The organism is Paenisporosarcina sp. OV554, from assembly GCF_003058165.1.
Taxonomy (GTDB): Bacteria; Bacillota; Bacilli; order Bacillales_A; family Planococcaceae; genus Paenisporosarcina.
Genome location: NZ_QBUC01000015.1, coordinates 1 through 17,872, shown reverse-complemented (window position 1 = coordinate 17,872; position 17,872 = coordinate 1). Strand labels below are relative to the sequence as shown.

General features: G+C 37.6%; 16 protein-coding genes and 1 pseudogene. 11 read left to right on the top strand and 6 right to left on the bottom strand.

Going from position 1 to position 17,872, the window contains the following annotated elements; genetic code table 11:
- Nucleotides 1–152: 152 nt before the first annotated feature.
- The 8 genes and pseudogenes from C8K15_RS13085 to C8K15_RS13050 all read left to right on the top strand — a co-directional run bounded on the left by C8K15_RS13085 (nucleotide 153) and on the right by C8K15_RS13050 (nucleotide 8,174).
- Entirely contained in the window at nucleotides 153–1,334 is a 1,182-nt protein-coding gene (locus C8K15_RS13085; protein WP_108586850.1) for an ABC transporter substrate-binding protein, read from the top strand.
- Between the two features lie 88 nt (nucleotides 1,335–1,422).
- Nucleotides 1,423–2,298, top strand: coding sequence for a branched-chain amino acid ABC transporter permease (locus C8K15_RS13080; RefSeq protein WP_108586849.1), 876 nt, complete (start codon nucleotides 1,423–1,425; stop codon nucleotides 2,296–2,298).
- A 12-nt stretch (nucleotides 2,299–2,310) separates the two neighbouring features.
- Nucleotides 2,311–3,261 (top strand): branched-chain amino acid ABC transporter permease, encoded by a 951-nt coding sequence (locus C8K15_RS13075; protein ID WP_108586848.1) that lies wholly within the window; start codon nucleotides 2,311–2,313, stop codon nucleotides 3,259–3,261.
- Nucleotides 3,251–4,039, top strand: a complete 789-nt coding sequence (locus C8K15_RS13070; RefSeq protein ID WP_108586847.1) for an ABC transporter ATP-binding protein — start codon at nucleotides 3,251–3,253, stop codon at nucleotides 4,037–4,039. Before C8K15_RS13075 ends, C8K15_RS13070 begins: the two co-directional genes overlap by 11 nt.
- Entirely contained in the window at nucleotides 4,032–4,739 is a 708-nt protein-coding gene (locus C8K15_RS13065; protein ID WP_108586846.1) for an ABC transporter ATP-binding protein, read from the top strand. The genes C8K15_RS13070 and C8K15_RS13065 overlap by 8 nt, the downstream gene beginning before the upstream one ends.
- A gap of 167 nt (nucleotides 4,740–4,906) precedes the next feature.
- Nucleotides 4,907–5,551: pseudogene (locus C8K15_RS13060) on the top strand (MFS transporter); the annotation flags it as partial.
- A 337-nt stretch (nucleotides 5,552–5,888) separates the two neighbouring features.
- Nucleotides 5,889–6,641 carry a hypothetical protein gene (locus C8K15_RS13055; protein ID WP_108586845.1) on the top strand — a complete coding sequence of 251 codons (753 nt, stop codon included), beginning with the start codon at nucleotides 5,889–5,891 and terminating at the stop codon, nucleotides 6,639–6,641.
- A gap of 234 nt (nucleotides 6,642–6,875) precedes the next feature.
- Nucleotides 6,876–8,174 carry an NCS2 family permease gene (locus C8K15_RS13050; RefSeq protein ID WP_108586844.1) on the top strand — a complete coding sequence of 433 codons (1,299 nt, stop codon included), beginning with the start codon at nucleotides 6,876–6,878 and terminating at the stop codon, nucleotides 8,172–8,174.
- Nucleotides 8,175–8,238: 64 nt separating this feature from the next.
- Here the strand turns inward: C8K15_RS13050 and C8K15_RS13045 are convergent, their stop codons facing one another.
- The 4 genes from C8K15_RS13045 to C8K15_RS21190 form a co-directional block, all read right to left on the bottom strand.
- A complete protein-coding gene (locus C8K15_RS13045; RefSeq protein WP_108586843.1) occupies nucleotides 8,239–8,703 on the bottom strand; it encodes an SRPBCC family protein in 465 nt (154 codons plus the stop codon).
- Entirely contained in the window at nucleotides 8,700–9,044 is a 345-nt protein-coding gene (locus C8K15_RS13040; protein ID WP_108586842.1) for a MerR family transcriptional regulator, read from the bottom strand. Before C8K15_RS13040 ends, C8K15_RS13045 begins: the two co-directional genes overlap by 4 nt.
- Before the next feature lie 91 nt (nucleotides 9,045–9,135).
- Nucleotides 9,136–9,510: an SRPBCC family protein gene (locus C8K15_RS13035; RefSeq protein WP_304590800.1), complete on the bottom strand. Its 375-nt coding sequence runs from the start codon at nucleotides 9,508–9,510 to the stop codon at nucleotides 9,136–9,138.
- Nucleotides 9,446–9,652, bottom strand: a complete 207-nt coding sequence (locus C8K15_RS21190; RefSeq protein ID WP_255421113.1) for an SRPBCC domain-containing protein — start codon at nucleotides 9,650–9,652, stop codon at nucleotides 9,446–9,448. Before C8K15_RS21190 ends, C8K15_RS13035 begins: the two co-directional genes overlap by 65 nt.
- Before the next feature lie 192 nt (nucleotides 9,653–9,844).
- Here C8K15_RS21190 and C8K15_RS13030 point away from each other — a divergent pair, with 192 nt between their 5' ends.
- Nucleotides 9,845–10,444, top strand: a complete 600-nt coding sequence (locus C8K15_RS13030; RefSeq protein WP_108586841.1) for a kinase — start codon at nucleotides 9,845–9,847, stop codon at nucleotides 10,442–10,444.
- Between the two features lie 83 nt (nucleotides 10,445–10,527).
- Here C8K15_RS13030 and C8K15_RS13025 read toward each other — a convergent pair whose 3' ends face one another.
- Entirely contained in the window at nucleotides 10,528–12,930 is a 2,403-nt protein-coding gene (locus C8K15_RS13025) for an immune inhibitor A domain-containing protein (protein ID WP_108586840.1), read from the bottom strand.
- 707 nt (nucleotides 12,931–13,637) lie between these two features.
- On the opposite strand from C8K15_RS13025, the gene C8K15_RS13020 reads away from it, so the two are divergent.
- Nucleotides 13,638–14,231: an SET domain-containing protein gene (locus C8K15_RS13020; protein WP_108586839.1), complete on the top strand. Its 594-nt coding sequence runs from the start codon at nucleotides 13,638–13,640 to the stop codon at nucleotides 14,229–14,231.
- 69 nt (nucleotides 14,232–14,300) lie between these two features.
- Here the strand turns inward: C8K15_RS13020 and C8K15_RS13015 are convergent, their stop codons facing one another.
- On the bottom strand, nucleotides 14,301–15,974 hold the full coding sequence (locus C8K15_RS13015) for a ribonuclease J (RefSeq protein ID WP_108586838.1): 1,674 nt from the start codon (nucleotides 15,972–15,974) through the stop codon (nucleotides 14,301–14,303).
- A 401-nt stretch (nucleotides 15,975–16,375) separates the two neighbouring features.
- Between C8K15_RS13015 and C8K15_RS13010 the strand changes: the two genes are divergently transcribed.
- On the top strand, nucleotides 16,376–17,872 hold a 1,497-nt coding region (locus C8K15_RS13010), incomplete at its 3' end, for a spore germination protein (RefSeq protein ID WP_108586837.1).

The window sequence follows — 17,872 nt, the reverse complement described above, 5'->3', positions numbered from 1 at the left end:
TATCTCAATTAACTAAAAATTAATATAGACTTAATAGTCTAATTGTTTTACAATACAATTGCTTACCATTAAAAAATGATAGTATCTGACTACTAGATTAAATGTAAATATGTGTATTTAGTTTTCAGAATTATCCAAAAAAGGGGATTGTTATGATGAAGAGAAAGTTTACTCAACTGGCTGTGGTTTCTACATTATTAGCTAGTATATTAACTGGTTGCGCAGGTGAAGGTGGAAGTTCAAGTTCAGCTGGCGGAGATACCATTAAAATTGGTGCGAACTTAGAGTTATCTGGCGGTGTTGCTTCTTTTGGATCTTCAATCTCAAAAGGGATCGACCTTGCTGTTGAAGAAATTAACAAAGATGGCGGAGTCGACGGTAAAGATATTGAAATTATTAAAGTAGATAATAAATCCGAAGGTTCTGAAGCAACGAGTGCAGCTATCAGATTAACAAGTAAGGACAAAGTTACAGCAATTATTGGTGCAGCTACAAGTGGTAACACAGTCGCACAAGCACAAATTGCAAATGATAATAAAACTATTCTACTTACACCTTCTGGTACAAGCCCTAACGTAACTGTTAATGAAGATGGTAGTGTTAACGAGTTTGCTTTCCGAACTTCGTTCATCGATCCATTCCAAGGAACAGTTGCAGCTAACTTTGCAGCAAATGAGTTGAAAATTAAAAACGTAGCCATCTACGCTGATAGTTCAAGTGACTATGCAAAAGGTCTAGCAAAATCTTTCAAAGAAACGTTTGAAGCAGCTGGTGGGAAAATTGTAGCTACAGAAGCGTACGTTACGAAAGATACGGATTTCCGCTCGACATTAACACGTATTAAATCAGCAAAACCAGACTTCATTTTCATTCCTGGTTATTATGAAGAAGTTGGTTTGATTGTAAAACAAGCTCGAGAAATGGGTATTGATGTTCCATTAATGGGTGCTGATGGTTGGGATTCTCCGAAATTAGTTGAATTAGCAGGTGCAGAAGCACTTAATAATACATTTATTACAAATCACTATTCTTCTGAAGATCCAGATGAGAAAATTCAAACATTCGTTAAGAACTTCTCGGATAAATATGATGGCGCATCACCAGACGCATTTAATGCACTTGGTTATGATTCTGTCTATTTGTTAGCAGACGCAATTGAACGTGCAGGAGATTTAGATACAACGAAGATTAAAGATGCACTTGCAGAAACGAAAGATTTAGCTTTAGTTTCTGGAAATGTAACAATTGATGAGCAACATAATCCAATCAAGTCTGCAACAATTTTAGAATACAAAGACGGCAAACAAGTCTTTAATACAAAAGTAAATCCTTAATGATCTGACTGAGATGGGAGGATGGAACAATCATCCTCCTATCTTATTTTTATTGGACTGTTGAGATTTAATAAAGGAGTGAGGATACATGGAATGGGTACAACAGATTATCAACGGAATATCACTCGGTAGCATCTATGCGTTAATCGCACTTGGCTATACGATGGTTTATGGAATTATTAAGTTAATCAACTTTGCCCATGGGGACGTATTCATGGTAGGGTCTTTCATTGGGTTTTACTCAATTACCGCGTGGGGACTTGGATTTTTCCCAGCACTATTATTGTCAATGGTTGCGTGTGCAGCATTTGGTGTCCTCATAGAAAGAATCGCCTACAAACGACTTCGAAATGCCACTCGGATAGCGGCCTTAATTACTGCAATTGGGGTTTCACTTCTTATTGAATACGGTGTCATATATGTTCGAGGAGCACAACCGGAAGCATATCCAGATGTAGTTCCTAATATTTCTTTTAATTTATTTGGAGCTCAAATTAGCAGTCAATCTATTTTAATCCTTTCTGTATCAGTAATACTTATGATCATTTTGCAATTAATTGTACATAAAACAAAAATTGGTAAAGCAATGCGCGCCGTTTCACATGATGTAGACGCAGCAAAATTGATGGGTATCAATGTTGATAATACGATTTCAGCAACGTTTGCGATTGGTTCAGCTTTAGCTGGAGCAGCTGGTGTTATTTTTGGAGTGTATTATACAAAAATCGAACCACTAATGGGAGTTATTCCGGGGTTGAAGGCTTTCGTTGCTGCTGTTCTCGGTGGTATTGGTATTATTCCAGGAGCAATGGTCGGAGGTCTTGTTCTTGGAGTGGTCGAAACAGTGGTAAGTGGCTTAGGCTTTTCATTATGGAGAGATGCAGCAGCTTTCATCATTTTAATCTTAATTCTAATTTTTAGACCATCAGGCATCTTTGGGAAAAATACACGAGAGAAAGTGTAGGTGAAGGGACATATGAAAAAGATAAACAGTTTCTGGTTAATTATTATTTTATCGATAGTGATTTATGGAGTAATCCAGTATCTCATCACTACAGGAATTTTGAATCAGTTTTATTCAAACACACTCATCTTTATTATCATTAACATAATATTAGCCGTAAGTTTACATTTAGTGATTGGGATTACGGGACAATTTTCAATCGGTCATGCTGGGTTTTTAGCAATAGGAGCATACATATCGGCTATCGTGACAATGAAACTTCATCTACCTTTTTCTTTAGCAATCGTCATGGGTGGTTTGGTTGCAGCGTTAGCCGGAATGGTCGTAGGGATTCCTTCTCTAAGATTAAGAGGCGATTATTTGGCAATTGCAACCTTGGGATTTGGAGAAATTATTCGAATTGTCTTTCTTAACATTGACTATGTTGGCGGGGCAGCAGGTATGCAAGTTTCTCAATTAACTACATGGACAACTTCTTTCGTCTGTTTAGTAATTACGATTATTGTGATTGTGAACTTTACTAATTCCAGACATGGACGCGCATGTATCTCTATACGAGAAAACGAGATTGCTGCAGATGCTATGGGGATAAATACAACATATTACAAAGTCACAGCCTTTGTTATAGGGTCGTTTTTTGCAGGGGTTGCAGGTGCTTTATATGCTCATAATTTTTATATTATTCAACCTACAAACTTCACGTTTTTAAAGTCATTTGATATTTTAATATACGTTGTATTAGGTGGGTTAGGAAGTCTATCTGGAGCAGTAATAGCAGCCGTGCTGTTAACGATTTTATCAACTTTCCTCCAAAGCTATCCCGAAACACGTATGATCATTTATAGTCTGATATTGATCATTGTTATGTTATATCGACCTAAAGGATTAATGGGAACACGCGAAATCACCGATTATTTTAAATCGTGGAAAGGTACGAAAGGAGACAACCAATATGGTAAGTAAACCTTTACTTCAAGTACAAAATGTAGGAATTCGTTTTGGTGGACTTAAGGCTGTCTCTGATTTCAACTTAGAAATCCATCAGGGAGAGTTAATTGGGCTAATAGGACCCAATGGCGCTGGAAAGACGACTAGCTTCAACTTATTGACTGGCGTATATGTACCAACTGAAGGTGAGATTTTGTTCAATGGAAAACGTTTGAATGGTCTTGCACCATATCAAGTAACACGTGGTGGGATTAGTCGTACGTTCCAAAACATCCGACTTTTTAATGAATTATCTGTGTTAGATAATGTGAAAGTTGCTTATCATTCATTAGCGAAGCATTCGATGTTTAGCTCGATTTTCCGTTTACCATCTCACTTTTCTGGCGAAAAAGAAATGGAAGAGAAATCATTAGAGTTTCTCAAGATTTTCGAATTGGATCAATACAAAGATGAGCTTGCCAAAAATCTCCCTTATGGAAAGCAAAGAAGATTAGAAATAGCCCGTGCTTTAGCAGCAGGACCTCAATTACTATTATTAGATGAGCCAGCAGCAGGGATGAATCATAAAGAAACACACGACTTAATGTCATTAATCGCTTTTGTTCGAGAAAAGTTCAATTTAACTATTTTATTAATTGAGCATGATATGAACTTGGTTATGGGAATTTGTGAAAGAATTTATGTGCTAGATCATGGTGTGTTGATTGCAGATGGGACACCTGAACATATCCGTAACCATCCTAAAGTAATTGAGGCCTATTTAGGAGAGGAGGTTCCAAAAGATCATGCTTAAAGTAGAACAATTAGATGTATACTACGGAAATATTCAAGCATTAAAAGGCATATCTCTAGAAGTTAATGAAGGTGAAATTGTTACGTTAATCGGAGCAAATGGAGCAGGGAAAAGTACTCTCCTAAAAACATTATCAGGATTAATTAAGCCAAAAGCAGGGCTTATCAACTACTTAGATTCTTCCATCTCAGGTAAGCCAGCTCAAAGTATTGTGAAAGCTGGAATATCTCATGTGCCAGAAGGAAGACGAGTCTTTTCAAATATGACAGTTGTTGAAAACCTAGAGTTGGGTGCTTATTTACGAAAAGATGCAAAGGAAATACGCAAAGATTTTGAGAAAGTATATGAACTTTTCCCTCGCTTATATGAGCGTCGGAAACAGTTGTCTGGAACACTTTCAGGTGGGGAGCAACAAATGCTTGCAATGGGAAGAGCCATCATGGCAAAGCCTAAACTTCTTTTACTTGATGAACCATCTATGGGTTTAGCACCTTTGATGGTAAAAACAATATTTCAAATTATTGAAGAAATCAATCGTGAAGGCACGACGATTTTATTGGTTGAGCAAAATGCCAACGTTGCCCTTTCCATTGCCGATCGAGGGTATGTGATTGAAACTGGGCGGGTAGTTGTTTCAGGACCTGCAGCAGAGTTACAAGCAAGTGAGCAAATTAAATTGGCGTATCTAGGTGGTATTTAATAAAATTCTTCAGGGAGTAGTTTAAAAACTACTCCTTTTTTTATTTTTTCGGTCAGGGCAATAGCTATATTTCCCTCAATTCAATCCAAACGTATGTGTGATATATAAATAAATGGAAAGAAATAAAATTTTCTGAAACCTGGATTAATAGAATCTGAGTGGGGTATAGAGAAGAGAGCGCTGGTACCATTCGAGCTCTCATGAAACACCCGAAAGCGGTCCTGACAGTTGTTGGACTAACACTTGGAGGAACTGTTGCCTTCTATACCTACACAACATATTTACAGAAGTTCATGGTGAATACAGTAGGACTTGAAAAGGAAATCGTCAGCTGGATTAACTTTATTGCATTGCTTATCTTTGTCGTGTTGCAACCGCTAGCGGGCGCGCTGTCTGATAAAATTGGACGACGCCCTCTATTGATGACTTTTGGCGTCCTCGGAACCTTACTGACGGTTCCAATCTTCATAATCATGGAGAATACAACAAGTCCTGTAGTTGCTTTCTTGCTCATGATGGTAGGTCTCATCATTGTCACTGGTTACACTTCCATCAATGCGATTGTTAAAGCCGAACTGTTCCCGACTGAAATCCGTGCTCTTGGAGTAGGATTACCATATGCATTCACCGTCGCAATCTTCGGCGGAACGGCGGAATTCATCGCGTTATGGTTGAAGAACATTGGTCACGAATCGCTATTTTACTACTATGTAGCTGGCTGTATTTTTGTGAGCTTCCTTGTATACTGGTGTATGGCTGAGTCTTCGAAGGTCTCTAAAATCGAAGCGGAACTGGATGTTGAAAAACGTTAGTATCGAGAAACATATTAATAGTACTCTGAAGAGAGCTTAAAGATTCGGCATTTGGAATGATGAAAAGAAAACATGAAAAAAATTATGAATAAACAGAGATAGCGAATTGAGACACATAAAAATCGAAATTCCTTTAGGCTGCAGTACTTTCAAAGGCTACTCAAGACAAAACTATATCGGATTCTTTTACAATAAACTTTGCGTGATCCGTCTTTTTAAAAGTGAAATGATTTTTAGAGGTTCTTCAACAGGTTTTTCCTTTCAATCTTCTGAATGCCGTATCTTATATGAATTGCATAAGATATACAAAGTACTTCAGAAGGGGGACTAAATAACGATGGGTTTATTTATTAATAACGAGAAGCATCCAGATGTTTATAAAAATAATGGACAAATTAATGATTCTAACCAAGGTTTCTATAGAAAGAATCAAATGTCTGACATGATAGATGAACAACAAAAAACAAATGAAACCTTACAACAATCACTTAATGAACTAAAAAGTTTTTGTTACAAACAAACAAATAGACAAAACAACCGGTGGAAGTATCTTCAGTACGGGATAAGTGAACAAAGAAAATTGAATTATCAACATGAAAAAGTTGATAATCAGGTATTGGCCTGGTTAGAAAAATTAGATGAAAAAAATTCGACACTTCAAGTGACTCTAAAAGATGAAGTGATATTTAAAGTAGAAATGAAAAATTATATGGACACCTTGAACCATTCAAATTCCGAAGTGGTAAATAAGTTAGATAAATACGGATTGACAAATGAGCAACTTGAATTAAAAGTGGATGAGCAACTAGATATGCAAAATCAGCTATCGCAACAAATTTCAAAGCAAGCTGAAACTCAACTGGAAGTTTTAAATCGACTGGAAAATCAAGAGGCGTTGACAGAGAAGATAATAAGGCAAGTCGATTATTTCAGAACTACTCTTTTTGAACGAACCAATTATCTATCTGAGAAAATAGATACTGGTTATAACTATGCCATAGCATACATCTCTAAATTAATGACAAGTAATGATCATTTGCCTAAACAATTAAAAATTAAACAAAAAGAAACTAAAGAAAATGGCAATTAAAATAACCTGAAATTAAAATAAAAGATCAAAGAAGAAGGCGTTACTAAGAAAAATGTAACGTCTTTTTTACATGGTCTCTATAAATTTTAGTGGCTTTGCAACATGCCTAAATTTTAAGGAAACAGAATCAAAAGATTGACAGTTGACTCGATAATGATTAGAATGCATAATGGCTCACCTGTTTATCAGGCAGAGCGGGTTGGGAGAGGGCTAATTTTATAGAAGGTTGAAAAAATGTTTAATTGGATTGACCGATTTTTCGGTCTTAAAGCGAACGAAACGACTGTAAAGCGTGAACTTATGGCGGGGATCATTGGATTTTTTACAGTGGTTTACATTATTGCTGTGAATGCACTTATCCTGTCTGAAGCGGGGATGCCACTTGAGGCTGCGATAGTAGCGACGATTGCTGCATCCGTGTTTGGATGTCTCGTCATGGGCTTATGGGGTAACGTGCCTATTCTGCTGGTACCAGGCATGGGAATCAATGCACTGTTTTCTTATACGATGGTCCAATCAATGGGCTTGTCTTGGCAGGAAGCACTGGCAGTCGTTTTCGTATCAGGCGTCATTTTCGTGTTTATTGCGTTCACACGTTTTTCGAGAATGCTGAGCGCGGCTGTACCGCAATCCTTGAAAGAGGCAATTACGGTGGGTCTTGGATTATTTTTGATGCTTATTGGTCTCGAAAAAGGCGGTATCGTTGAAAAAGGAACAAGTTCCATATTGGCTCTTGGTTCTTTGGGGGATCCCCAAGTACTTGCAACGATTTTAACTTTTCTCGTCGCAATCGTGCTATTTATCCGCAACGTTCCAGGAAACTTTCTCATCACAATTGTGGTGGGAACCGGTATTGCATCATTCTTTGGATTAATTGATTTCAATCAATCAGACAACGCGTCTTTCGGAGCAGCTGAAGCATTTCATGCATTCGGTGCATTATCGTTCGAGAATTTCTGGTCCATGACGTTTTGGATAGCGGTGTTCTCACTCACAATGGTCATTGTGTTTGAAAACATAGGTCTTGTGCATGGCCAAGTCTCGTTTATCAATCGGTCTGACCGATTTAGTCGTGCGTTTCAGGCGAACTCGGTTTCGGCTATGGCATCTGGGATCTTCGGCACCAGCCCAACAGTGGCCGCTGTCGAAAGCGCTGCAGGTATGGCTGCGGGTGGGCGTACTGGCCTTACAACGGTAACTGCTGGTCTGCTGTTTTTGGTAGCTGCATTTTTCATTCCAGTTATCAAGCTTATCCCAGACAGTGCAATTGCTCCGATTCTCATAATCATTGGTAGCTTGATGTTGCAGAATATTCGAAACCTTGAGTTGAAAGACTTAAGTGAAACTTTTCCTGCGCTCCTTATTGTTGCCATGATTCCGTTTACGTATAGTATTGCTGATGGTATTGCCATTGGGTTTATCTTGTATCCAATCTTAAAGATTGCGATTGGAAAATGGCGAGAGGTTTCACCAACACTTTACGTAATTGCAGGGTTATTCCTGATGAATTTCGTATTTCATGTGGTAGCCTAAATACAGAAAACGCATCTGCGAAAGCGGGTGCGTTTTGTTTTTAGTGTAAGTATATATGTATATATCAATTAAGGACTTTGTAATCGTGCAATGCTTCTTGTTCTACTCTGTCTAAAAATTCTTGAATCACATGATCTCCATTGACTCTACTGCCAAGCTTAAGCATCGCTCTTCCAACAAAATTGATACCGCGATTGGATCCAGCATAAATGAATTTAGTTTGCTGTTTCGTTACTTGTTCCATTGTGAAAGCAAGATTCATTTCAAATGCACGTGCAAGTTGAAATTGAATACGCTTGTGTTTACGATGATCCGTATTTTCATATTCGACGATTTCCACTACATATGTTTCATTTCGTTTGCCTTCTTGATAGGTTTGTTCATAAGTCGAACCCTTCATTTCTGGCTTTTTCTCCAGCCAACGATTTTCTACTACTTTAGGCATGATCCGTTTAGCTTGTTCTTCTTCAAATAAACTCCACACTACGTCAATCGGTGCATCTATAAGACGTTCTTCAATCCATTTCATGTTTCGCCCTCCTGCCCAGTTCGAATAAATTCTTCAATTTCATGGATCGTTTGTTGTTTTTGAGTTATCTCCATGTTTTGACGTTCTTTCTTTTGATGGAGCAGTACTTCCAAATTTGTGAAAGACTCATCTCGCATGACATCTTTCATTTCCTGAATGGTACAGCCAAAACTTCGAAGTTTTTGTAAAAGAATAGCTAGAAAATACGAACCGTCATCATAGTAGCGATAATTGTTTGAATCGTCTACAAATGCAGCTTCAAGTAATTGTTGTTGTTCATAGTATCGAAGAGTTTCTTTACTTAAACCAGTTAATTCACTAAACTCACTGATTTTATACATACGGGTCCTCCTCTTCCTTCATCTTAAAGGATAGGGTGCACCACAGAGTCAAACGGTTTAAGACCATAAATTACAGAAGTTCATCATGATTTTAATCCATTTTTACATATTCTTTTAATTCTTCTAAATAAGTCTCTAACTTATCAAAAGTCCCAGTAAATCCTTGTTTGATTCCTTCATGTGAAGCCCGAAAGAGAGCTTGTTCTTCTTCAGATGCAGAGATAGGTATTCCTTGCATCATAAGGGTGGTTTTCCCTTTTGACTCTGTAAAAATCAGTTTATTGAGAATCTCAAGTGGCCAATTTGGATGGAAAGGAGCTCGAACAGTCTTGGCCATTTCATCGGAAAAGGAATTAACGAAGACGAGTCGATTTGGGTTTTCGATTTCCCGATAGACGAATTTACCCCACAAAGTTTGACCATCTGCTGATGTTTGGCTGTAATGAAAAGTACCGCCTGACTCCAACTCGATACTTGTTAATTTCTACTGTAAAACCTATCGGCGCCCACCAATGTTTCAGATGATTAGGTTGTGTCCACATATTAAAAAGAGTTTCTTTTGGAACGTCAAATGTTCGCATAATTTGTAATTCTTGATTTACTGTCATAGATAGTCCTCCTAGCAATATTTTTGTAATTTCACTCATATAAAGTTCACATTTCGTTATGGACTTCATAAAACCCTTTAAAAAACTGAACTTATTTACAAGAAGGATTATTATTATATAACCCAAAATAAGATATACTACCTTAAAATACAGAAGCTCTTGTAGGAAAGATTATGAAAAGGGGGAAGAATTTTGGAGAACCATGTTGAGGCATTACTAAAACTCATTTCATCCAGTGGCACTAATGGACGGTTTATATTAGGACTTGACGGTTTAAGTCGATCAGGCAAAACGACTCTATCCAAAAAGCTTTGTGAAAGTTTAAAAGAGAGAAATATTCCACATCAAGTGCTTCATATTGATGATCATATAGTGGAGCGCGAAAAAAGGTATCATACAGAGAATGAAGAATGGATTGAATATTACCAATTACAATGGGATGTTGAATGGTTAACCCATCAATTATTTGAAAAACTAAAAGTATCGAATGAATTAAACTTGCCATTTTATGATTTTACTTCTGACACAAGTATGTTGAGGACCATTCAACTTCCAGTGCATGGTGTAATTGTTATTGAAGGAGTTTTTCTTCAACGAAAAGAATGGAGAATTTTCTTTGATAAGATTGTGTACTTGGATTGTCCAAGGAGTAAGAGATTTCTTCGCGAAAGTGAAGAGGCACAAGAAAATATTTCAAAGTTCACAAAACGGTACTGGAAAGCAGAAGACTTTTATTTAAGCACAGTCCGTCCGAAAGAACATGCTGATATGGTCATAAAGGAAGGGATGTAAATGATAGTATCTTACATTGATGATAACGTTTAAACATCATGCAAAAAACCCCAGTAACATATGCGTTACTGGGATTTCTATGCTTATTTGTAAATGACGATTGACCCTACAGACTTATCTGAAGCCTTACCATTTACCGTCATTTTCAGTCCATATGACTGCAAATCGCGACCTGCATCGGGCATAAACGAATTGCTGAATGACTTCGAATCATCAAACAAACGAACACCTTTTTGAGTTGCATAGTCCAATGTTTGAGTTGGATAAACCAAATTCAATCCAGATGTTTTATCTAAACCGAACGCTGCATCCGCTAAATGGAAGCGAGAACTTGCTTGTAACTGCGTACCATCTGCAATATTCCATCGTAAATCGGTGTTCGTATGTGCATCAACAACCCCTAAGAAACCATCTCCAGGGTGAGCCCCAGTCCAGTTATCCGTGTAACTGTCATCCACATACCACACTACTAAACCACCGTCATAGCTCATTAGTGAATTACCACGAGCAATGTTGCCTAAACCTGCATCCACACCTGCATGATTTCTCCACTCTAGTAAATAGTAATGATTCATTAATTTATTACCGTTGAAACGCTCAAACCCATTCAAAGTGAACTTAGTTGTTTCTGTTTCGGCGCCATCTTCTACGATTGTTTGTCCATCAGCTACTACTTTCACATTATCCGCAAAGAAACCAAGTTCCGAAGTACCCCAGTCCGTTACACAACGTAAACGAAGTTTAATATTTTGTCCTGCATACTCATTCAAATTGAACGATTGTTCAGTCCAACCATTAGAATGACCTGTTAGACCAGGCATTGAATTAAGAATCGTTGGATAACCTTCTGGAACAACATCACTTCTCGTGTTTGCATTTCCAAGAGATTTCCATGTCGCACCGTTGTCCTTAGAAACTTGTACAAATGCAAAATCCCATTTTTCTTCAATTTCGTACCAAGCATCAAAAGTTAATGTAGCAGAAGTTTTTCCTGTCAAATCAACGTTTGTCACCATGTTTGAATCGGTTTCATCTTTTTGACCACCCCAGAATTCATAGCTACCAGATTTCGGTGTGTTCACAGGTGTTTCTTTTTTCGGTAAATTGATGCGAACTGCTTGGTTGTTTTTACCAAGTGGAGAATTCGCTTGATCTAATAAAAACTGTGTACCTTTCGAAGAAACATCCTCCCAATCTAATGTGGCTGGTTCAAACCATTCGCCACCTAATGTAGATTGGAAATATTGCTTAGCCCATGGAGAGAATCCAGTCGGTTCTGTGCCAGGAATTTTGCCAGCCCAAGAACCCGCAGACATGATAGACCAATATGCAACTGCTTCACCCGCTCCAGAGTATGCCGTGTCATATTCATCCGGTAACCCTAAATCATGACCATACTCGTGTGCGAATACACCAGTTGCCCCATCTTCAGGCATTACTGTGTAATCGTAGAATCCTGGTTGGCCAGTTCCTAGTCCATCGGGATCCACTAATGATGCTGAACGATGTGACCAAACTGCTTTATCTCCTAATGAACCACCGCCAGCTTCTTGACCCATCCCAGAGTGGATGATTTGTAAGTGGTCCACTAATCCATCTGGTTCCCAGAAATTACCATCTCCATCTAAATCATGTGAATCTTCTAAATCGTAATCTTCTAATGGAACACCAGCCGCTTTAGCCGCGTTATATACATCTTTTACTAATATTTTTGATCCGCCTGGTGCTACATTATCATGACCGCCAGTAGTTCTATCAGCACCATAAAATGCTGCAGTACCAGGAAGTTTTAACCAACCATATGCTTTTCCTTCAATCGTATACGTACCACCAGATTGTTCTTCATAATATTGTTTCTGTGAAACAAACGTTTCTCCATTCGGACCTTTCACGCCATTGTCACCGAAAATCATATCTTCGAAATGCTTCGTGTTGTAATCTTCGTAGTAGTTGTCTGTTTCATTTGGTTGGAGATTATTATGTTCAAAATCAGAGTATTCTACCATTAGTGTTAATAGTTTACCTTGTTTCACTACACCTGGTGATGCCCCTTCTTTAACAGGATCTGGTTGTTTTTTAAACTGACCGTTTTTATTGCCATTTCCATTCAATAAACCATTATTAAATTCTTTGAATTCTTTCTGTTTCTTCGCTTCTGCTTGTTTCACTTGCTTAGCTAAAGGATCCTTACTTGCTTTTAAATTGGATTCGTCTTTCCCTTTAAGTTCTAAATAGCTGTGTAAGCCTTTTTGTTTTTGTGCTTCTGTTGCCTTTGCTGGAATCACACCACGCTTAATTAATGCTTGGATCAATTTTTCTTCATTTACAATTGTGAGGTCAATCTCCCCTGCAAAATGAGAAGTGTGAGAGACTTTTTGGTGAAGGGGAGCTTCAGAAATCGGACTTGCTAGACCACCAGACATACCGGTGATTAATGTACCTACAAACACAACAGATGTAATACTAGATTTCCAAAACTTGTTCAACTCGTAACCTCCTAATATTTTTTCATTAATAGAATATTCTTAAAAATAAGGCATTACAATGTGCTTGAATGCCTATTTTACTTTTAACAATACTAGTCTATTAGAACTGTGCATGTTGTATATTCACCTCCTTTTTACATATAATTTCACTTATTACCATCACTAAATTACATTTTTCGAGTAATTATTTAAATTTACTCCTTCAATTCGTGATAGTCTTTAATCCAATAGGATAATAGGTCAAGAAAAAAGTTTCGGTTTATTTTGTTTGGATAATCCTTAGTGAGGAAGGAAAGAATCCAATGAATCGATTAAGGCACCCGAATCCACTTCGTGGTTTACCTCCTTTTGTTAAGTAGAAAATGACAAAAAGGGAGATGGGGACAGCGAGAAATACATTGAATTTGAAATTTGGTCTTCCGTCACCTAAATGGACGGTGATCCTAGGTGCTGTCTTGATGCAAAATGAAAAGGAATTGACCGTGAAAAGTCGAAGTAGTAGCGTAGTGAAAAAAACACCTCCCGGAATATAAATTTTCCAGGAGGTGTTTTTGTGAAATTACATGTTCATTAAAAACTCACATTGAGTTAACTTTTCATTCTAAGTGCCTAGATGAATCTAAAGAAGTACTTAATGTCCCAACAAGTAGTTCCCCACCTGCATAGAATATTTTTAATACCAACTTTGTAAAGGGGAATACTCTGACATGATTCATCCGCATACTGAACTACGTTTTATAAATGAGCAAATGGGTTTTGGCGTATTTGCTACTCAATTTATCCCTAAGGGAACCATTATATGGGCATTAGATGAGCTTGACCAAATTCTTGAAGCTGATTATCTAGATACTGTGGATAAATATAAAGGCGAGCTCATAAAGAAATACGCATATCGAAATCAAGATGGAAAGTTTGTTTTATGTTGGGATCTTGGGAAATATGTGAACCACAGTTTTCATGCGAATTGCATGGGAACTGCTTATGAGCTTGAGATAGCAATTCGAGACATTTACCCAGGGGAACAACTAACAGATGACTATGGTACGTTAAATATTGATGAACCTTTTGAGTGTATCTCAGAAGAAGGAACGGAGAGAAAATTAGTTTACCCAGATGATCTTCTTACCTATTATGAAAAATGGGATCAACAGGTGCTTAGCGCGTTACAACATGTACATGACGTTGAACAACAGCTTCTTCATCTCGTACGTCCGGAATTTATAGAGAAAATCAATACTGCAGCGACTGAACAATTTTTGGGGGATTCAATTAAAACCATTTATTATAATCGGAACATTTAATCGGCGTCAAATTCGTTTATTACCATAATAAAAACCACCACAATATAATATCGTGATGGTTTTTAGATTTTAAACTTCAATAATGATTGGCAAAATCATGGGTCTTTTTTTCGTTTTAGTGAATAAGAATTTACCAAGGGTTGCTTTTACACTTTGTTTTAACACACTACGTTGATTGCCACTTGATGATTTTGTTGTCTTAACGGTGGTAATAACTAATTGATTGATTTCATTCATTAATTCTTCCGAATCACGGGCATAAATAAATCCTCGAGAAATGGTGTCTGGTCCGGTTATAATTTCACCATCCACTTTACTAAGGGTAATAACGATGACAATCATCCCATCTTCAGAAAGCAACTTACGATCTCGTAATACCATGTTTCCGACGTCACCAATCCCCAAACCATCTACGAAAATGTTTCCAGAAGGGATTTTTCGTGTTTGACGAGCAAGTGAGTTGTTCACATCGACAACATCTCCGTTGTTAATAATAAAGATGTTGCCTCTTTCTACTCCAACAGATTCCGCTAATTGACGATGTTGATGAAGCATTCTGTATTCCCCATGAATAGGGATAAAGTATTTTGGTCTCATTAAAGTCAGCATGAGTTTCAATTCTTCCTGTTGAGCATGTCCAGAAACGTGCATACCAGTGGCACTTCCCGAACCGTAAATCACTTTTGCTCCCAATAAGTATAAATTATCGATAACTTTAGATACATTGCGTTCATTTCCAGGTATCGGAGAAGAAGCAAATATCACAGTATCTTCAGGGAGAATGCTTACTTGACGATAATTGGAGCTCGATAATCGTGATAAAGCAGCCATTGGTTCGCCTTGGCTCCCTGTGCAAAGTATAGCCACGCTTTCAGGATCCATTCTACCAACGTCATGTGCTTCAATTAGCATGCCTTCAGGAACATTTAAATAACCTTGTTCCATAGCAACCGATACGACATTGACCATACTTCTGCCGAGTAAAGCAAGCTTACGATTGGTCTTTTGTGCAGCGTCTACAACTTGCTGGACGCGATGGACATTCGAAGCGAAGGTTGATATAAACACTTTTCGACTTGCTTTGCGGAATGCATCTTCAATGTGTCCACCTACAAGACTTTCGGAGGGTGTAGAACCTGGACGTTCCGCATTGGTACTTTCCGATAATAAAACGAGGACTCCATTTTTACCGATTTCAGCCATCTGATGAATATCAGCGTATTCATTATTCACAGGAGTTAAATCGAACTTGAAGTCACCCGTATGTACGATTGTTCCTTCAGGTGTCTCGAAGGCTATACCTAGACAATCCGGAATACTATGATTGGTTTTGAAAAACGTACACTTAATTGAGTTGAAGTTAAGGACTGATTTGGAGTCGATTAAATGTGTTTCGGTCTCTCTGAGGATTCGGTGTTCCTTTAACTTAATTTCAATTAGTCCCATGGTTAATCTTGTTGCATAAATGGGCATATTCAATTGTTTTAGTAGGTACGGGATGCCTCCAATATGATCTTCATGACCATGGGTAACAACCAACGCCCGAATCTTGTCTTTGTTTTCCTTCAAATATGAAATATCCTGGATGATCAAATCAATTCCAAGTAAACTCTCATCCGGAAATTTAGAACCACAATCGATCACCACAATATCATTTTCAACTTGTAATACATACATATTTTTGCCGATTTCATTTACACCACCCAAGGCGAAAATAGATAATGCATTTTCTACAGTATTCATATTTAGAATCCTCCCATTTTGAATTACTAGATAAAGTATTCCCACGACAGTTTCATTTTATGAATAAAAGATTTTCCGCTAAAATTTTGTATCGAAATATTATTTGAATTATGGCGAATATTGCAGGGATGTTTATATAATCAACTAAGTTGTAATCATAAATGGAGTGCCTGGTGTAAAATCTCCTGCATTCCATTGTTCTTTTTGTAAAATAAGCGATAAAACCTAACAATGGTTTTATCGCTTTTATTGTTTTGTCCATATTTATCAATGGTCTTTAAACTCTATTTATTAAGCTGGGTGGGTTTAGTTTATTATGTAAAGGTCAATAATAGGAAAATCATAAACTCAATCCCGGTTTCAGATGCGAACAAAAAAACAAATAGTAAATGAGGTAGTGTATGGACATTTTTAAAAAGAAAAATAATAAAATAAAACCCCAGTCCACTTCACTTGACCAAAAAATGAAGAAAAGTTCAACTATCGAATTAAACACAAGTCTTCAAGAAAATTTACAATTCATAAACACTTCTTTAGGAAAAAGCACGGATATTATCATTCGAGAAATTCGAATTGGAAATGAAGGAACCATTAAAGCCGGTATTATTTATACAGATGGGTTAACCGATACACCTTCATTACAAAACTTCATTTTGGAAACGCTCATGCTAGATATCAAAGGGGTTGAAATACAGGAAAAGATAACTCCTGAACAAGATCTTATTAGTGTATTAAAAGACTTTGCCATGACAGTAGGAGAAATTAAAGATATAACTGATTTTGACGTACTTTTTACTGGTCTTTTATCGGGAGATACGATTATTTTAATTGATGGATATGCGCAAGGTTTACTCATTTCCAACAGACAATGGGTTGATCGGGGAGTAACCGAAGCAACAGCTCAGATGGTAGTCAGGGGACCACGCGAAGGTTTCTCCGAGAATTTACGTGTAAATACAGCCTTAGTTCGCAGGAAAATTAAAGACCCAAATCTTTGGATGGAATCAAAAATTATTGGAAAACGAACGAAAACGAACGTTGCCGTGATGTATATGAAGGGAATTGCAAATGACAAAATGGTGAAAGAAGTCCATTTGCGTTTGGATAAAATAGACATTGATGGAATTCTTGAAAGTGGAAACATCGAAGAATTGATTGAGGATGCACCTCTCTCACCTTTTCCCACCGTTTTTAATACAGAACGTCCAGATATAGTTGCTGCGGCACTATTGGAAGGGCGCATAGCTATTTTAGTTGATGGAACACCCTTTGTACTGATTGTTCCAGCATTATTTGTTCAATTTTTCCAATCTTCCGAGGACTACTATCAACGCGCAGATATTGCGAGTCTAATTCGGCTTCTTCGTTTTTTTGCATTTACAATTGCTTTATTGGCACCATCATTATTTATTGCAATCACCACTTTTCATCACTCAATGCTACCACCTGCACTCCTTATTAGTTTGACAGCCCAACGGGAAGGCGTCCCATTTCCGGCATTTGTTGAAGCAATAATAATGGAAGTCACCTTTGAACTTTTGCGTGAAGCAGGTATAAGAATGCCCAGAAACATCGGTGCAGCCATGTCTATAGTAGGGGCATTTGTAATTGGAACAGCAGCCGTTGAAGCAGGCATAATTTCTGCTGCGATGGTCATCGTAGTTTCATTAACAGCCATTTCAAGTTTTGTTTCTCCTACTTATGACTTGTCTATCGCTGTTAGGATGTTCCGCTTTGTATTTATGGCAATCGCAGCAGCGTTCGGTTTGTTTGGAATTACGATAGGTTTAATTGCTCTTATTCTGCATTTATGCAGTTTACGTTCTTTTGGCATACCATATATGTCTCCATTAGCTCCATTTAATATTTCGGATCAAAAGGACACGTTTATTCGTTTG